The 16,510-nt window shown below is 63.7% G+C and carries 15 protein-coding genes and 1 pseudogene; 12 read left to right on the forward strand and 4 right to left on the reverse strand.

Features of this window, described 5'->3' with window-relative positions; genetic code table 11:
* Positions 1–16: 16 nt before the first annotated feature.
* Both O3298_RS04640 and O3298_RS04645 read right to left on the reverse strand, forming a co-directional pair.
* On the reverse strand, positions 17–937 hold the full coding sequence (locus O3298_RS04640; RefSeq protein ID WP_289917050.1) for a DMT family transporter: 921 nt from the start codon (positions 935–937) through the stop codon (positions 17–19).
* 83 nt (positions 938–1,020) lie between these two features.
* Positions 1,021–3,492, reverse strand: coding sequence for an alkaline phosphatase (locus O3298_RS04645; protein WP_305058620.1), 2,472 nt, complete (start codon positions 3,490–3,492; stop codon positions 1,021–1,023).
* Between the two features lie 155 nt (positions 3,493–3,647).
* Here O3298_RS04645 and O3298_RS04650 point away from each other — a divergent pair, with 155 nt between their 5' ends.
* The 11 genes from O3298_RS04650 to O3298_RS04700 all read left to right on the forward strand — a co-directional run bounded on the left by O3298_RS04650 (position 3,648) and on the right by O3298_RS04700 (position 13,210).
* Positions 3,648–4,373, forward strand: coding sequence for a YebC/PmpR family DNA-binding transcriptional regulator (locus tag O3298_RS04650; RefSeq protein ID WP_305058621.1), 726 nt, complete (start codon positions 3,648–3,650; stop codon positions 4,371–4,373).
* A gap of 164 nt (positions 4,374–4,537) precedes the next feature.
* Positions 4,538–5,806, forward strand: a complete 1,269-nt coding sequence (gene purD, locus O3298_RS04655) for a phosphoribosylamine--glycine ligase (RefSeq protein WP_289917055.1) — start codon at positions 4,538–4,540, stop codon at positions 5,804–5,806.
* 125 nt (positions 5,807–5,931) lie between these two features.
* A complete protein-coding gene (locus O3298_RS04660; protein ID WP_305058622.1) occupies positions 5,932–6,726 on the forward strand; it encodes a hypothetical protein in 795 nt (264 codons plus the stop codon).
* 103 nt (positions 6,727–6,829) lie between these two features.
* Positions 6,830–7,744: an oxygen-dependent coproporphyrinogen oxidase gene (gene hemF, locus O3298_RS04665; RefSeq protein ID WP_289911344.1), complete on the forward strand. Its 915-nt coding sequence runs from the start codon at positions 6,830–6,832 to the stop codon at positions 7,742–7,744.
* 20 nt (positions 7,745–7,764) lie between these two features.
* Complete coding sequence (gene nadD / locus O3298_RS04670) at positions 7,765–8,412, forward strand: nicotinate (nicotinamide) nucleotide adenylyltransferase (RefSeq protein ID WP_257218867.1); 648 nt, start codon at positions 7,765–7,767, stop codon at positions 8,410–8,412.
* Positions 8,413–9,102 carry a ribosome silencing factor gene (gene rsfS / locus O3298_RS04675; protein ID WP_289903725.1) on the forward strand — a complete coding sequence of 230 codons (690 nt, stop codon included), beginning with the start codon at positions 8,413–8,415 and terminating at the stop codon, positions 9,100–9,102.
* Positions 9,103–9,108: 6 nt separating this feature from the next.
* Positions 9,109–9,579, forward strand: coding sequence for a 23S rRNA (pseudouridine(1915)-N(3))-methyltransferase RlmH (gene rlmH / locus O3298_RS04680; RefSeq protein WP_034747108.1), 471 nt, complete (start codon positions 9,109–9,111; stop codon positions 9,577–9,579).
* Between the two features lie 8 nt (positions 9,580–9,587).
* Positions 9,588–10,208, forward strand: a complete 621-nt coding sequence (locus O3298_RS04685; RefSeq protein WP_289917063.1) for a nucleoside triphosphate pyrophosphatase — start codon at positions 9,588–9,590, stop codon at positions 10,206–10,208.
* Between the two features lie 41 nt (positions 10,209–10,249).
* Positions 10,250–11,713, forward strand: coding sequence for a ribonuclease G (gene rng, locus O3298_RS04690; protein WP_099666686.1), 1,464 nt, complete (start codon positions 10,250–10,252; stop codon positions 11,711–11,713).
* 2 nt (positions 11,714–11,715) lie between these two features.
* Entirely contained in the window at positions 11,716–12,504 is a 789-nt protein-coding gene (locus O3298_RS04695) for an AraC family transcriptional regulator (RefSeq protein WP_305058623.1), read from the forward strand.
* A gap of 79 nt (positions 12,505–12,583) precedes the next feature.
* Complete coding sequence (locus O3298_RS04700; protein WP_305058624.1) at positions 12,584–13,210, forward strand: LysE family translocator; 627 nt, start codon at positions 12,584–12,586, stop codon at positions 13,208–13,210.
* Here the strand turns inward: O3298_RS04700 and O3298_RS04705 are convergent.
* Positions 13,186–13,725 carry a hypothetical protein gene (locus O3298_RS04705; RefSeq protein WP_305058625.1) on the reverse strand — a complete coding sequence of 180 codons (540 nt, stop codon included), beginning with the start codon at positions 13,723–13,725 and terminating at the stop codon, positions 13,186–13,188. The genes O3298_RS04700 and O3298_RS04705 overlap by 25 nt on opposite strands.
* 73 nt (positions 13,726–13,798) lie before the next feature.
* Positions 13,799–14,824 (reverse strand): LacI family DNA-binding transcriptional regulator, encoded by a 1,026-nt coding sequence (locus O3298_RS04710; RefSeq protein ID WP_099666682.1) that lies wholly within the window; start codon positions 14,822–14,824, stop codon positions 13,799–13,801.
* Between the two features lie 207 nt (positions 14,825–15,031).
* On the opposite strand from O3298_RS04710, the pseudogene O3298_RS04715 reads away from it, so the two are divergent.
* Positions 15,032–16,270: pseudogene (locus O3298_RS04715) on the forward strand (malic enzyme-like NAD(P)-binding protein); the annotation flags it as partial.
* Between the last annotated feature and the right edge of the window lie 240 nt (positions 16,271–16,510).

Below are 16,510 nucleotides of genomic sequence, written 5' to 3' on the forward strand. Positions count from 1 at the left end.
TCAGTGGGTGGAGGAATTATTTCTTTTTCGACAGCAAGTAAATGCCGGCCAATACCAGGCTGGTGCCAGCCAGTTGCCAGTTGGTGATCGGTTCATCGAGGATCATGGCGCCCAGGAACAGGGTCGACACGGGGCCGATCATGCCGGCCTGCGAAGCGACGGGTGCGCCGATGCGCTCGACGGCAATCATCGTCATGAAGACGGGCATCACCGTGCAAAAGATGCCATTGAGCAAAGACAAGCCGTACACGGGCATGGGTTGGATCAGCAGCTCGACGGGGCGCAGGATGAAGAATTGGGCGATGCAGGCAAAGCTGGCCACGCACATGGCATAGCTGACGAGGCGCATCGAGCCGATGCGCTTCACCAGCTCGCCCGAACCGAGCAGGTACACGGCGTAGGCACAGGCCGAGCCCAGCACCAGAGTCGAGCCCAGCGCCACGTTGCTGGCGCCGCCCTGCAAGTCGTGCACGAACACCAGCACGATGCCGCAGTAGGAGGTGAACAGGGCCAGCCATTGCAGGCGGCTGATGCGCTGCTTGAAGTACACGGTGGTAATCAGGAGCACGAAAGTAGGTGTAAGGAACAGGATCAGGCGCTCCAGCCCCACGGAAATGTATTGCAGGCCCAGGAAATCCAGATAGCTGGACAGGTAGTAGCCGACGAGGCCCAGCCCGACGAGGCGCCAACGGTCGCTGTTTGACAGCGGCGGCTCCGTGCGCATCTTCCAGCAAGCGATGACGGCGAACACGGGCAGCGAAAAGATCATCCTGAAGGCGATCAGGGTGACGGCGTCGATCTGGTAGCGGTACAGCAGCTTGGCGACGATGGCCTTGGTGGAAAACAGTACCGCCCCGCCCACGGCGATGGCCAGGCCACCGAGGTAGACGGAACGGGGAATCGATGAAGGGGATGCTTGCGGGGAACTGGAGCTCATGCCCAGATTGTAAGGCAAAAGCCGGGGCCAGACGCGGCGGGACTCGGCGTCCCCGTCTGGCCCCGAATAAAACCCGCGGCGGATTAAGAGACCACCACCGCCGCCGCACCCGCTGTCACCGTCGCCGTCGTCACGCGCGCAATCACGTTCGACGGCGCCGCCGTACCGACCAGTTTATTCACCTGCTTGAACTGCGCCACCAGCTTGCCCGGCGTCAAGGTGACCACCGTGTAGCCCTGCGCATCCGTATTCAAATGCTTGATCCACGGGTTGTTGCCCAGGCCGGACAATTGCTGCGCCAGGCCCAGCAGGGTTGCACTGAAGTCAGTGCTCGCTTTCAAGCCAGCCTGCACGGCAGCGACAGTCGCGTCCAGCTGGGCTTCCGGCACACCCTTGGCAGCCAGGGCGCCGCGCAATTGCACGCGCAATTGCTCCAGCAGGCTGTCGACGGTGGGCGCCACCTTGCCCATGGTGTAATCGAGCAGGTTGATGTCGAGATTGACCGTGCCCAGGCCCGTGACGGGAATGGCCAGCGGATAGCTGACGAGGGTACCGATATCGCCCATGCTGCCGGCGGCCGACTTCAGGTAGCTGAAGAAGGAATCGGAGCTGACGCCAGCCGACACCAGGTCCACCATGACGGGCGTGCCGCCGCCGGCCGCGTCGAAATCGTCGCTGACCGTGCCCGCAAAAAACGAGTGGATATCGCCCGTGATGGCCACCACGTTGCCGATGGCATTGGTTTTCAGGTGCGCCATCAGGTTCTTGCGCTCGCTGTTGTAGCCATCCCACTGGTCGCAATTGAGCAGGAAGCGTGTGAAGAATGGCGTCAGCGCGGCTTGCTGGCCGGAAGCGGCGACAAAGCTCGATGCGGCGCCCTTGGCCTGTACGTCGGGCTTGATCCAGCCGAAGGCGATCACTTGCGCGGCGGCGGCCGGCGAGCCGCTGTTGTAGGCAGCCACCGTGATGCCGGCCTGGGCCGCGCTCAAACCGGCGCCCACGGCAGCGGCGCCCTGCGCGCCGGCGTTCGCTGCGGCGCCGGCAATCGCCATGGCGGCGGCCTGCGCCACGCTTGACGATGCGCCTGCCGTCGAAGCGGCCACGATGGCGCAGGCCAGCGGCACGCTGCCGCCCACCAATGGCAGGGTGCTGGCGATGGCTTTACCCACGTTAGCCGTGGCGCTCAGGGCCAGCAGGGTGGCGATCGCATCCGTGCCATTCAAGCCCATGCGCAGCAAGGACACTTCATTGCCCCACAGCTTCCAAGTGGACGTGGCCGCCTTCATCTTGCCCTTCCACCAGTCGCGCTGCGTGCTGCCCAGCATGCCCACTGCCGCCAGCGGATCGGCGCCGGCCTTGGTGGCGGCCGCCATTTTCTGCCCTTCCACGCTGTCGAACAGCGCTTGCGGCACCAGGTAGCGGCTGCCGATGCTGCCCAGCGGCTTGCCCGTGGCGGGATTGATGGTCGACTCGGCGATCGCATGGTCGGCACGGTACAGGCGCTCGTCCGTCATCACCAGCTGCATCAGTTTGCCGAACTGGAAATCGCGGTAAATCTGGATATTCTGGAACGTTGTCGCGGCCGCGTCGAACGTGACGTCGGCCGGCATGTATTCGAACCAGGCCTGGTTGGCGCTGCGGCGACGGGCCGGCTGGTGCAAATCGCTGCCGTCGGCCGCCACGATGCCTTCATAGGTGGACGCATCCTGCCAGGCGTCGTCCGTGAATTCGTGGTCATCCCAGATGGCGATGAAGGCAAAACGCTCGTGCACGGCTTGCAGACGCGCATCGGTGCGGTATTTCTTGTACAGGTAGCGGTAATCGGCCACGGTAGTCGCGTATTTGGCGCCGGACGTGCCGCTTTTATACGTGCCGTCAGGCAATTTTAGCTGGTCGTGGCGGCTTTCCACGGCGCCGCTCTGGAAGGCCTCGCCCACCGTTTCATAGATGTAATCGCCCAGGTGGACGATAAAATCGAGCGATTCGTTGGCGGCGATGTGCGACAGCGCCCCCCAGTGGTTGATGCTCCAGTCCTGGCACGTCAGGTAAGCAAATTGCAGCTGGGCAACGTCACTGGTCGCGGCGGGCGCCGTCTTGAAGCGGCCCACGTTCGAGCGCACGTCGCCGGCGATGAATTGGTAAAAATACACCTGACCCGGCTGCAAGCCCGTCACCTTGTGGCGCACGGTATTGTCGAAATCGGCTTTCAGCGGCAATTTCGCATCGACGATGGGCGTGCCGGCCAGGGCCGTATTGCCGCCCAGGGCGGCCGTATTGTCGCTGGCGCTGACGATCAGGCGCACGGCAACCTCTTCCTTGCCGGCCACGGCGGGCGCGACGGCGTCGAAACTGGCTGGCACGACGCGCGTCCACAGCATGGCGCTGTCGGCGCGCGGGTCGCCCGAAGCCACGCTTTGCGGGAATTTCCAGTCGCTGCCCGAGGCCAGCGGCACGCCAGGATCGCTGTAATCGGTGCTGCCGCAGGCGGCGAGGCCGACAGTGGCCACGGAGACGGTAATAAAGCCGCCCAATTTCAGAAATTGCCGCCTGTCCATTTGACTTGCCATGATGTCGCGCCCTCGATATGGTGAAAGCGCGTCACTTTAGCAACAGATTGTGTCATCCTGATGACGGGGCCGCGCCGCTTCGCAGGGGGCCGATATGCTAAAATGTCGGCCACAATTGAACACCCGTCTAAGGAAGATTCGACATGGCAGGACATAGCAAATGGGCCAATATCAAGCATAAAAAGGCTGCCACCGATGCCAAGCGCGGCAAAATCTGGACGCGCCTGATCAAGGAAATCACGGTCGCGGCCCGCATGGGCGGCGCCGACGCCATCACCAATCCGCGCCTGCGCCTGGCCGTCGACAAGGCCGCCGATGCGAACATGCCAAAAGACAACGTCCAGCGCGCGATCAACCGCGGCAGCGGCGGCGTCGATGGCGCCAACTATGAAGAAGTGCGCTACGAAGGCTACGGCGTGGGCGGCGCGGCCGTCATCGTCGAATGCATGACCGACAACAAGGTGCGCACGGTGGCCGAGGTACGCAACGCCTTCAACAAGAATGGCGGCAACATGGGCAACGAAGGCTCGGTCGCCTTCATGTTCCAGCACTGCGGCCAGCTGCTGTTCGCGCCAGGCACCGATGAAGACAAGCTGATGGAAGCGGCCCTGGAAGCGGGCGCCGACGACGTCATCGCCGATGAAGAGGGCGGCTTCGAAGTGGTCACTCCCGTGCATGATTTCGCCGCCGTCAAGGAAGCGCTGGAAGCGGCCGGCTTCAAGGCCGAAGTGGCCGAAGTCATCATGAAACCGGCGACGGGAACCGTCTACACGGGCGACGACGCCATCAAGATGCAAAAGCTGATCGATGCGCTGGAGCTACTGGACGACGTGCAGGAAGTATTTACGAACGCCCTGATCGAAAACTAGGCACGGGGTAAAAAAGTCCATGGCGGCGTTGCATGGCCTCGCCGTACTAGCCGTACTGTCTTCGGCCATGCGCCTTGCCCTGAACATTTTTACCGCGTGCCAGGCAATATGTTAAACAAGGGCGGCACTGCCGCCCTGCAACCCACACTGAACGAACGGTTCCTATGAAAATTCTGGTAGTCGGCTCTGGCGGCCGCGAACACGCCCTGGCCTGGAAACTGGCCCAGTCCGAACGCATACAGATGGTGTATGTTGCGCCGGGCAACGGCGGCACCGCGCGCGATGCGCGCCTGGTCAATCTCGACATCAGCGACCCGCAATTGCTGGCCGACTTCGTTCAACAGGAACACATCGGCCTGACGGTCGTCGGCCCGGAAGTGCCGCTGGCAGCGGGCATCGTCAACCTGTTCCGCTCGCGCGGCCTGAAAATCTTCGGCCCGACGAAAGAAGCGGCACAGCTGGAATCGTCGAAGGACTTCGCCAAGGCCTTCATGCAGCGCCACGGCATCCCGACAGCCGCTTACCAGACCTTCTCCGACGTCGCTCCCGCGCACGCCTATGTCGACGCCATCGGCGCGCCGATCGTCATCAAGGCCGACGGCCTGGCCGCCGGCAAGGGCGTCGTCGTTGCCATGACCCTGGAAGAAGCGCATCAGGCGGTCGACATGATGCTGTCCGATAACCAGTTCGGCGACGCCGGCGCGCGCATCGTCATCGAGGAATTCCTCGCCGGCGAAGAAGCGAGCTTCATCGTCATGTGCGACGGCAAGAACATCCTGCCGCTGGCCACCAGCCAGGACCACAAACGCCTGAAAGACCATGACCAGGGCCCGAACACGGGTGGCATGGGCGCGTATTCGCCGGCACCCATCGTCACGCCGGCCATGCATGCGCGCGTCATGCGCGAAATCATCGTGCCGACCATCCAGGGCATGGCCAAGGACGGCATCACGTTCACGGGCTTCCTGTATGCGGGCCTGATGATCGACGACAAAGGCACGCCGAAGACCCTGGAATTCAACTGCCGCATGGGCGACCCGGAAACGCAGCCCATCATGGCGCGCCTGAAGACCGACCTGGTGACCGTCATGGAGCACGCCGTCAACGGTACGCTCGACGCCGTGGAACTGGAATGGGACCGCCGCACGGCCGTCGGCGTGGTGATGGCCGCCGCCGGCTACCCGGACGATCCCGTCAAGGGCACGTCCATCGGCGACATCCCGGCCGAAACGCATGATTCCGTCACCTTCCATGCCGGCACCCGCATCGAGGGCGAACGCCTGGTGACCAACGGCGGCCGCGTGCTGTGCGTGGTGGGCCTGGGCGACAGCATCAAGATGGCGCAGAAACAAGCGTATGAAACCGTGGAAAAAATCCATTTCGACGGCGCGCAGTACCGCCGCGACATCGGCTGGCGCGGCCTGAAGCACTAAGCACGCCACAGGCGGCAAACGGCAGGGCCGGCGCGGAATGCATCCGCCCCGGCCCTGTTTTGATTGGCGCGCCGGGAAAACGGACCTTGCGCTAAGATTTTGCCTTTCAGACAAAGTTACAGCCCATGACCAGCCACGTCCATCCCGCCCTCGCTCAGGTTCGCCAACTCCGCCTGATCACGGACAATGAACTCGACGACGCCATCGCCGAACTGGAAATCCTCGCCCTGGACGAGGAAGACGACGTCGACATGCCACGACTGGCCGCCGGCGCCGGTCCCGCCGAGGCCCTGGCATGGCTGCTGCGCACTGACCTGCTGCCACAGGACGACTTCCTGCGACGCATACAGGATCTGCCGCGCCGGCATGGCGGCGAAGCCCTGCTCGAGCGCCAGCAACTGGCCGCCGACGCGCTAAAGCTGGTCAACGGCCAGGCCATCGACACCCTGTACGACGAAGACCTGATCAACCAGTGGCAGCGCGATGCCGCCCACGCCAGCCTGCCGGAGAAGCGCCTGCTCGCCTCGCCGATTGACGCACTGCGCGAGATGCTCCGGCAAGGCACCTTGACGGCGCAGCAATTCGAGCTACTGCGCACGCGCCAGCACGGCTCGGAGCTGAGCCGCATCATCGTCGATGGCACCGCGCGCCAGGCCCGCCGGGAACGCCCCGCCTATGCGCGCCCGGGAACGTGGGTGATGGCCGCGCTGCTGGTTCTGGTACTGGCCTTTGCCGGCCGCGCCATCGTCTCCTGGCAGGCACCCTCCCCCGCCGCAGCCCCCGTCACCGGGCAGGGCGTCGAGCGGCCCGACTTGCAGCAGCGCGCCGTGCACGCCGTGGAAAGCGCGCGCCTGCCCGGCGCCGGCGCGGACCTGTCCATCACGGTGGTGCAGGACGATGCCACGCCACCGGCACGCTGATCCACAACACAAACGCACAGCGCAAGCGCCGCCCTATCACAAAAACGCGTAACAGGGTACAATCCGTCCTTACTTTTTTATTTCGGCCTCGTCGGCCCACGCGATGTCGTCAACTCCCTCTCCTTCGGCCGTCAAGGCCTATTTGCTCGATTTGCAAAGCCGTATCGTGCAGGCGCTCGAAGCGCAGGACGGCAAGCCCTTCCTGACCGACGCCTGGCAGCGCCCCGAGGGCGGCGGCGGCATTTCGCGGCTGATCGAGGAAGGCAATGTGTTCGAGCGTGGCGGCGTGAATTTTTCGCACGTCACCGGCGCCGCACTGCCGCCATCGGCAGCGGCCGCGCGCCCTGAACTCGGTGGCAAGGCGTGGGAAGCGATGGGCGTGTCGCTGGTGCTGCATCCGCGTAATCCGTATGCGCCCACGGTGCACATGAATGTGCGTTTCTTCACCACCGTGAATGCCGATGGCGAACCCGTATGGTGGTTCGGCGGCGGCATGGACCTGACGCCGTATTATGGCGACGCGGGCGACGTGAAGCACTTTCACCAGGTGTGCCATGACGCGCTGGCGCCGTTTGGCGAGGAACTGCATCCGAAGTTCAAGCAGTGGTGCGACGATTACTTCTACCTGAAGCACCGGCGCGAAGCGCGCGGCGCGGGTGGTATTTTCTTCGACGACTTCAATGCCCTGGGCTTTGACGACAGCTTTGCGATGATGCGCAGCGCCGGCGACGCCTTCATCGACGCCTATGTGCCGATCCTGGCGCGCCGCAAGGACACGCCCTACGGCGAACGCGAACGCGACTTCCAGTGCTACCGGCGCGGACGCTATGTCGAGTTCAACCTGGTGTTCGACCGCGGCACCCTGTTCGGCCTGCAGTCGGGCGGACGCACCGAGGCGATCCTGATGTCGATGCCGCCCGTGGTCAAGTGGCGCTACGACTGGCACCCGGAAGCGGGCAGTCCCGAAGCGGCGTTGTATACTGACTTCCTCGTGCATCGCGACTGGCTGAAGGCGTGAACCCAGGTAGCAGGGCATGCGTGGCGCTGCTCGGTGGCAGCTACGATCCGGTGCATATGGGGCATGTCGCGCTGGGCACGCATTTTTCCAGCCTGCTGCACGCCGATGAACTGCGCGTGATTCCGGCAGGCGCGCCCTGGCAAAAAAGCAAGCTTGGCGCCACGGGCCAGCAGCGTGCCGAAATGGCCGGCCTGGCGTTTGCCGGCCTGCCCCTGCCGGTCGTGATCGACCGCCAGGAAATCGCGCGCAGCGAACATGGCCAGGCCAGCTACACCATCGATACCTTGCGCCAGGTACGCGCCGAGCTGGGCCCGCGCGCTTCCATCGTTTTCCTGATGGGCGCAGACCAGCTGCAGCGGCTCGCGACATGGCGCGAATGGCAGCAATTATTTGAATACGCGCATATCTGCGTCGCGGCCCGCCCCGGCTTCGCGCTGAATGACACCGCAGTGCCGCAAGTGGTCGCCGAAGAATTTTCGCGCCGCCTGGGGTCACTGGAAAGCATCCGCAACACGCCGCACGGTCTGACTTATCTGGCACAGGACTTCGCGGTGGATATCTCCGCCACCGAAATACGTGCGGCATTACAACGGGGGAATCGGGCAAACCCGCTTGTTTCCCCGCTAGTGCTAGACTATATTGAACAACATAATTTATACAAAAGCTAAATGGACATCAAAAAACTGCAAACCCTCGTCGTTGACGCCCTTGAAGACGTCAAAGGCCAAGACATCGCCGTCTTCGAAACGAGTCACCTGACCAGCCTGTTCGACCGCATCGCGATCGTTTCCGGTACCTCGAACCGTCAAACCAAGGCGCTGGCCGCCTCGGTGCGCAACAAGGTCAAGGATGCCGGCGGCGACATCATCGGCATGGAAGGCGAGGACACCGGTGAATGGGTGCTGGTCGATCTGGGCGACATGATCGTCCACATCATGCAAGCGCCTATCCGCGCCTACTACCGCCTGGAAGAAATCTGGGGCGACACCCCGGTCAAGCTGGGTGCCGCCAAGCGCGCGCCGAAAAAAGCGGCCGGCGACGAACCGAAAAAGGTCAGCGGCCATCTGGCAGCAAGCAAAGCCAATGTGGAAGCGACGCCCGTGATCGAGAAAAAGGCGCCTGCCAAGAAAGCTGCGGCAACCACCGCCGCCAAGAAAGCCCCGGCGAAAAAAGCCACTGCTTCCAAAGCCGTCGGCAAGACCGTGAAAGTCGCGCCAACCAAGACCGAAGCGGCCGCAGTGAAAGCCCTGAAAGCGCTGCCGGAGAAAAAAGTGCGCGCCCCACGCGCGGCCAAGCCGGCAGCCGATGCTGCACCGGCAAAAACCGTGATCAAGCGTATCAAAAAAGTCGAAGCGTAAGCCTCGATGCAGCTCATCATCGCTGCGGTCGGCCATAAAATGCCGGCCTGGATAGAGACGGGCTTCGCGGAATACGCGAAGCGCATGCCGCCGGAATTGCGCATCGTGCTGAAAGAAATCAAGCCGGTGGAGCGTTCCGGCAGCAAGACCGCCGCCACGGCGATGGCGCTGGAACGCGAACGCATCGAAGCCGTCCTGCCCAAGGGCGTGCGCATCATCGCCCTCGACGAACGCGGCAAGGACCTGACCAGCGTCGGCCTGTCGCAGCAGCTGATGGCGTGGCAGCAGGATGGCCGCGACACGGCCTTCCTGATCGGCGGCGCCGACGGCCTCGATCCGCAACTCAAGGCACGTGCCGAAGGCATGCTGCGCATTTCCAGCATGACCCTGCCGCACGGCGTGGTGCGCGTAATCCTCGCCGAGCAGCTGTACCGCGCCTGGTCGATCACGCAAAACCACCCCTACCACCGCGTCTGAACTCCCCCATGAAACCGGCCGACAACAAGATCTATCTCGCCTCCAAAAGCCCGCGCCGGCGCGAACTGCTGCGCCAGATCGGCGTCGATTTCGAGTTGCTGCTGCTGCGCAGCGACGGCCCGCGCGGCGCCGACGTCACCGAGGAAGTCTTCCCCGGCGAGTCGGCGCTCGACTATGTGGCCCGCGTGGCGAATGAAAAAGCCGCCTTCGCCTGGGACCTGGTGCGCCGCCGCCACCTGACGCCGCGCCCCGTGCTGGCGGCCGACACCACCGTCACCATCGACGGCGTCATCCTCGGCAAGCCGGCCGACCGGGCCGAGGCCGTGGCCATGCTGCAGCAGCTGTCAGGCCGCACGCACGAGGTGCTCACCTCGATCGCCGTGCACTACAAGGATGTCGCCGAGCAGCGTACGCAGATTTCGCAAGTGCGCTTCGGCGTGCTGTCGCCCGCCTCGATCGCCGCGTATTGCGCCACGCCGGAACCGTACGACAAGGCCGGCGGCTATGGCATCCAGGGCAGCGCCGCGCTGTTCGTCGAGCACATCGAAGGCAGCCATTCCGGCATCATGGGCCTGCCCCTGTACGAAACTGCACAGTTGCTACGACTGGCAGGTTTGCCCCTGCCCTGATCGGGTATGATGTCATTCGTTGCCTCCACTCCCGCGCCTCCATGAACGAAGACATCCTGATCAATATCACGCCGCAAGAAACGCGCGTCGCCCTCATCCTGCAGGGCGCCGTGCAGGAATTGCACATCGAGCGCACGCTCACGCGCGGCCTGGCCGGCAATGTGTATTCCGGCAAAGTGGTGCGCGTATTGCCGGGCATGCAGTCGGCCTTCATCGACATCGGCCTGGAACGGGCCGCCTTTCTGCACGTGGCCGACATCTGGGAAGCGCGCGGCCACGACGGCCAGAACGCCACGCCGGCGCCCATCGAGAAAATCCTGTTTGACGGCCAGGTACTGACGGTACAGGTAATCAAGGACCCGATCGGCACCAAGGGCGCGCGCCTGTCGACGCAGATTTCCATCGCCGGGCGCATGCTGGTGTACCTGCCGCAGGACAAGCACATCGGCATCTCGCAGAAGATCGAGAAGGAAGCGGAGCGCGAGCAGCTGCGCGTGCGCCTGCAAAGCCTGCTGCCCACCGATGAAAAGGGCGGCTACATCGTGCGCACCATGGCTGAAGACGCGTCCGACGCGGACTTGAAGGCGGACGTCGACTACCTGAGAAAAACCTGGAGCACGATCACGCACGGTGCGCGCACGCGCCCCGCCACCAGCCTGCTGCACCAGGACTTGAGCCTGGCCCAACGCGTGCTGCGCGACTTCGTCGGCGATGAAACGGCCACCATCCAGGTCGATTCACGCGAAAACTACGTGAAATTGCGCGAATTCGCGGAAATCTACACGCCCAGCGAACTGACGCGCCTGCAGCACTACACGGGCGAGCGCCCCCTGTTCGACCTGTACGGCGTGGAAGAGGAAATCCTGCGCGCCCTGGGCCGCCGGGTCGACCTGAAATCGGGCGGCTACCTGATCGTCGACCAGACGGAAGCGATGACCACCATCGACGTCAACACGGGCGGCTTCGTCGGCGGACGCAATTTTGCCGACACGATTTTCAAGACCAACCTGGAAGCGGCGCACGCCATCGCGCGCCAGCTGCGCCTGCGCAATCTGGGCGGCATCATCATCCTCGACTTCATCGACATGGACAACGCCGAGCACCGCAACGCCGTGCTGGCCGAACTGAAACGCACCCTGTCGCGCGACCGCACCAAGGTCTCGGTGAGCAATTTCTCGCCGCTGGGCCTGGTGGAAATGACGCGCAAGCGCACGCGCGAATCGCTGGCCCATATCCTGTGCGAACCGTGCCCGGCCTGCGCCGGCAAGGGACAAGTCAAGACCTCGCGCACGATCTGCTATGAAATCCTGCGCGAACTGCTACGCGAAGCGAAACAATTCAACCCGCGCGAATTTCGCATCCTCGCCTCGCAGGAAGTCGTGGATTTATTCCTCGAGGAAGAATCGCAGCACCTGGCCATGCTGGGCGATTTCATCGGCAAGAAAATTTCGCTGCAGGTGGAGAATGCCTACCACCAGGAGCAGTACGACGTGATCCTGATGTAGTCATGCCGGGCACCACCGCCTTCTGGCGCGACCCGTCTCTCCCTCACGTGGAGAGCCGGCGCGCCTGCCACAGCCGGGCTTGCTACAAGCCCCACAGCCATCCCACGTTTTCCATCGGCGCCGTCGACTCTGGCGGCAGCATCTTCACGGGCAGCAAAGACGGCAAGGTCGCACTCGGCAATGGCAGCCTGGTGCTGGTGCCGGCCGGCTGCGTACACGCCTGCAATCCCCTGCCTGACGCCCTGTGGAGCTATCAGATGCTGCATCTCGATGCGCAATGGCTGCAGGCACACGCGCCGGCGCTCGATGGCGATACGGCGGCGGTGTTGCAGTGCCCGCTGCTGTACGCGCAGTTTTGCGCCATGAATACGCTGCTGTTTTCAACGGTCAGCGCGGTGGAGAAAAATGCGGCGCTGCTGGCGTTTCTGGTCGCCTGCACCAGCGCCTGTGCGGATCTGCTGCCTTCGGAACGCAAGCCGCTGCCGCAGCAGCTGGCGCCCGTGCTCGCAACGCTGCAGGCGCTGCCCTCGGCCAGCCTGCGGCAACTGGCGGAGGCAGCAAGCCTGAGCCAGTATCAATTGATCCGCGCCTTTCGCGCCGCCACGGGCCTGACGCCGCATGCCTACCAGCTGAATATGCACGTCAACCGCGCGCGCAGCCGCTTGCAGGCCGGGACGGCGTTGGCGCAACTGGCGCATGAGCTCGGCTTTGCCGACCAGAGCCACCTGCAGCGCGTGTTCAAGGCGCATGCGGGTATCACGCCGGGGCGCTATCGCGGCCAGGGCAGCTAGAACGCCTGCAATTTTCTTCAATACAGGCTGTCGCCAGCCCCGGCATACTCGCGCATCGCCATTGCCGGAGCCAAACTCCATGCAGGATTTTCTCTTCATCGCCGCCGCCCACTTTCTTTCCCTGCTGTCGCCAGGTCCCGATTTTTTCCTGATCGCGCGCACCTCGCTGGCCCACGGCTGGCGCGGCGCCGCCGGCACGTGCATGGGCATTACCGTGGCCAATGCGGTGTTTATCGTGGCGGCGTTTGGGGGACTATCGGTGCTGCGGGCGGGCAGCACGGCATTCATGCTGGTGCGGCTGGCGGGATGCGCCTATCTGCTGTACTTGGGCTGGCTGTTCCTGCGCCATGCGGGCAAGAGCAGCCTGGAGGCAAAGCCCGCCACCGGCAAGGCGCGCTGGCGCGGCGGTGTCGCGATGGGGTTTGTCTCCGCCATCCTGAACCCGAAGAATGCGCTGTTCTATGTCAGCCTGGCCACCGTGCTGGCCGCCAGGCAGACGAGTCCCATTGCGATGGTGGCGTATGGCGCGTGGATGGTCTTTGCCGTGCTGGCGTGGGATATGGCGGTGGCGCTGGCCATCGGCAGCGCCGCCCTGCGGCAGCGCTTTGCGCGCGCGCTGCCGTCGCTGGAACGGCTGTCGGGCGTGGTGCTGATCGTGCTGGCGCTGGTGCTGCTGGCGGATCAGGCTGGCAACGGATCCAGATAAAACACGGCATACACTTTCAAGGGCGTGGTTTCCGTCGCCTTTTCCGAGCGCACGACGGAGCAGTCGTCGGCGGCCAGGCTGCGCCAGTTCTGGATGCCCGCCTTGGCGAACATGGCGTGCGCGGGGGCATTCGCGGCCAGGTCCAGCACCAGGCAGGCGTTGCGTGGGCCGGTGCCGTAGTTGACGGCGCGAATTTCAATGCCGAAGGTCGTCATCCACGGCTCCCACAAGCCTTTTTCCTTGCCGGCGGCCATGCGCTCCAGCATCTCGCCAAAGCTCAAGCCTTTTTTGACGGTGCTGCGCAGGGCTTCCAGCGACGGCGCCAGGCGGGGGTCGGGCTGCTTGTTGCCGGCGCGAATCTCGGCGATCGCCTTCAATTCCTTGATGATGGCCGCATCGCGCTCCGTGTAGTCGCGCATGCGCGCGTAAAACTCGGCATCGAGGAAGGGATTGACGGTCAGCTTGGCGACACCCTCTTCGCGGCGTTTCGGGGAAGGCGTGTTGGTTTTGGTCATGGCGATAGAGGGGCAAAATACGTTGAGGGGCGCCAGTGTACCACCTTGCAGCGGCGCGGCCCCAGGCGCGGCCTCAGCCCCGGGGAGCGGCCGTCGATTCGCGCACCACCAGCTCGGGTTTCAGGCGCACGTCGAGCACGGCGGAGTCGGGCGAATCGATGGTTTGCAGGATCAGCCGGGCCGCTTCCGTGCCGATGCCGTGGTGGCGGATGCGGATGGTAGTCAGGGGCGGGCGGATCATGTCCATGTAGGGCATGTCGTTGTGCCCCACCACGGAAATATCTTCAGGGCAGCTCAAGCCCAGTTCGCGGATGGCGTCGTAGCAGCCGAGGGCCACCAGGTCGCTGCCCGTCACCACGGCCGTCGTCCGCGGCGATTGGCGCAGCAGCTCCAGCAGGGCTGCCTTGCCGCATTCGCGCGAATAGCCGCTGCTTTCAAACACGAAGGCTTGCGAGGGATCGAGTTCGCTGGCCTGGATGGCGGCCAGGAAACCGAGGCGGCGCACGTGGCCCGTGGACAGGTTTTCCGGGCCGGCAATATGCGCGATATGCCGGTGGCCCAGCGCCAGCAAGTGTTCCACGGCCAGACGCATGCCGACCACGTCGTCGCTGACGACGCAGGAAGCGACGCCCGTCTCGTCGCTGCGGTTGACGGTCACCACCGGCACATTCTGGTCGATGCACATCTTGATGACGGGATCGTCGCGCCGTGCGGTAGCCAAAATCAGGCCATCGACCTGCTGCCCCAGCAGGCGGTTGATGACGAACAGCTGCTCTTCCTCGTCGGCGCCGACATTGGCGACGATGGCCAGGTAGCCATGCTTGCGCAAGCCTTCCTCGATGCCCAGAAGAATCGGCGGAAAAACCGCGTTGGTAATGTCGGGCAAAACCACGCCGATGATGCGCGACTTGCGCGTGACGAGGGTGGAGGCGGCGCGGTTCGGCCGGTAACCGAGCCGGCCTGCTTCGGCCAGCACGCGCGCGGCCACCTCGGCGCTGACCATTTGCCGCGTTGCCGGGTTCATCACGCGTGAAACGGTGGAAAAGTGCACGCCACTGGCCCGCGCGACGTCGCTTAAGGTGGGGTTCTTGTTTGTCATGGGCTTCCCGGATCGCAATACCGTGATTTTATCGTAAAAATTCCCCATTCCGTCAAAAACCGAGCAAACGCTTGCATTAAGATAAAGCCGTTTCCCAAAGCGGTTTTGACACTCTTAAGTACAATCCAGCCTTGACAGCGTGCAAACGCTTGCATAACATGGCTCGGATTGACCACTCGGGCCCTGTATGCCCTTCCCAGAATTCCTATGTCTACTTCGCACAGCAAGCACGCCGAACAGAACGGCGAAACCTTCAACCTGAAAGAAGCCGCCCTCGCCTATCACGCCGAACCTCGCGCAGGCAAGATTTCCGTCACGCCAACCAAACCGCTGGGCGACGCCCGCGCGCTGACCCTGGCGTACTCGCCGGGCGTGGCCTTCGCCTGCGAAGCGATCGTGGAAGATCCGCGCACGGCCGGCACCTACACGTCGCGCAGCAACCTGGTGGCCGTGATCACCAACGGCACGGCCGTGCTGGGCCTGGGCGATATCGGTCCGCTGGCCAGCAAGCCGGTGATGGAAGGCAAGGCTTGCCTGTTCAAGCAATTTGCCGACGTCGACGTGTTCGACATCGAACTGGCCGAGAACGATCCCGACCTGTTCATCGACACCGTGGTGCGCATGGAGCCGACCTTCGGCGGCATCAACCTGGAAGACATCAAGGCGCCGGATTGCTTCTATATCGAACAGCAATTGCGCAAGCGCATGAACATTCCCGTCTTCCACGACGACCAGCATGGCACGGCCATCATCGTCGCGGCCGGCATCCTGAACGGCCTGGAACTGGTGGGCAAGGATATCGGCAACGTGAAAGTGGCCGTCTCGGGCGCTGGCGCGGCATCGATCGCCTGCCTGGACTTGCTCGTCTCGCTGGGCCTGAATAAATCGCTGCTGAAAGTGTGCGACAGCCAGGGCGTGATCTACCCGGGCCGTGATGCCAATATGGAAGAGAACAAGGCGCGCTACGCGAACGACACCAGCGACCGCGACCTGGCCGACGCCATGGTTGGCGCCGACATTTTCATCGGCGTCTCGAAGGGCGGCGTGGTGAGCGCGCAGATGGTCGAATCGATGGCCGCCAAGCCGCTGATCTTCGCCCTGGCCAATCCGCATCCGGAAATCGCCCCGGAAAAAGTGCATGCCGTGCGCGACGACGCCATCGTCGCCACGGGCCGCTCGGACTACCCGAACCAGATCAACAACGTGCTGTGCTTCCCGTACATCTTCCGTGGCGCGCTCGACGTGGGCGCCACCACCATCAATGAAGAGATGAAGCTGGCCTGCGTGCGCGCCATCGCCGCGCTGGCCAAGGAACCATTGCCAGGCCATAGCACCAGCGCCCTGACGCCGCTGCAACTGATTCCATCGCCGTTCGACGAGCGCCTGCGCAGCTGGGTCGCGCCTGCCGTGTCGCAAGCGGCCATCGCCACCGGCGTGGCCACCCGCGTGCCAGCCACCGCCTGAAACGCATGACCGGCCTTGCGGCCTTGGCAAAATAACAGCAAGTTACCATTGCTTACAAAAAAACCATGGCTGAAAACCATGGTTTTTTTCATTTCCCCCTTGAGATCGCCCGTGCAGTTATCAAAGAGTAAAATTCCAGGGACGTTTTTGTTGCCACCTTCGATTACAATGACGCCTACTTTATGTTGCTACAGTTGCCATAATGGCGACGACGTGCGTTAC

This window comes from Janthinobacterium sp. SUN137, from assembly GCF_030587265.1.
Lineage (GTDB): Bacteria > Pseudomonadota > Gammaproteobacteria > Burkholderiales > Burkholderiaceae_D > Janthinobacterium > Janthinobacterium kumbetense.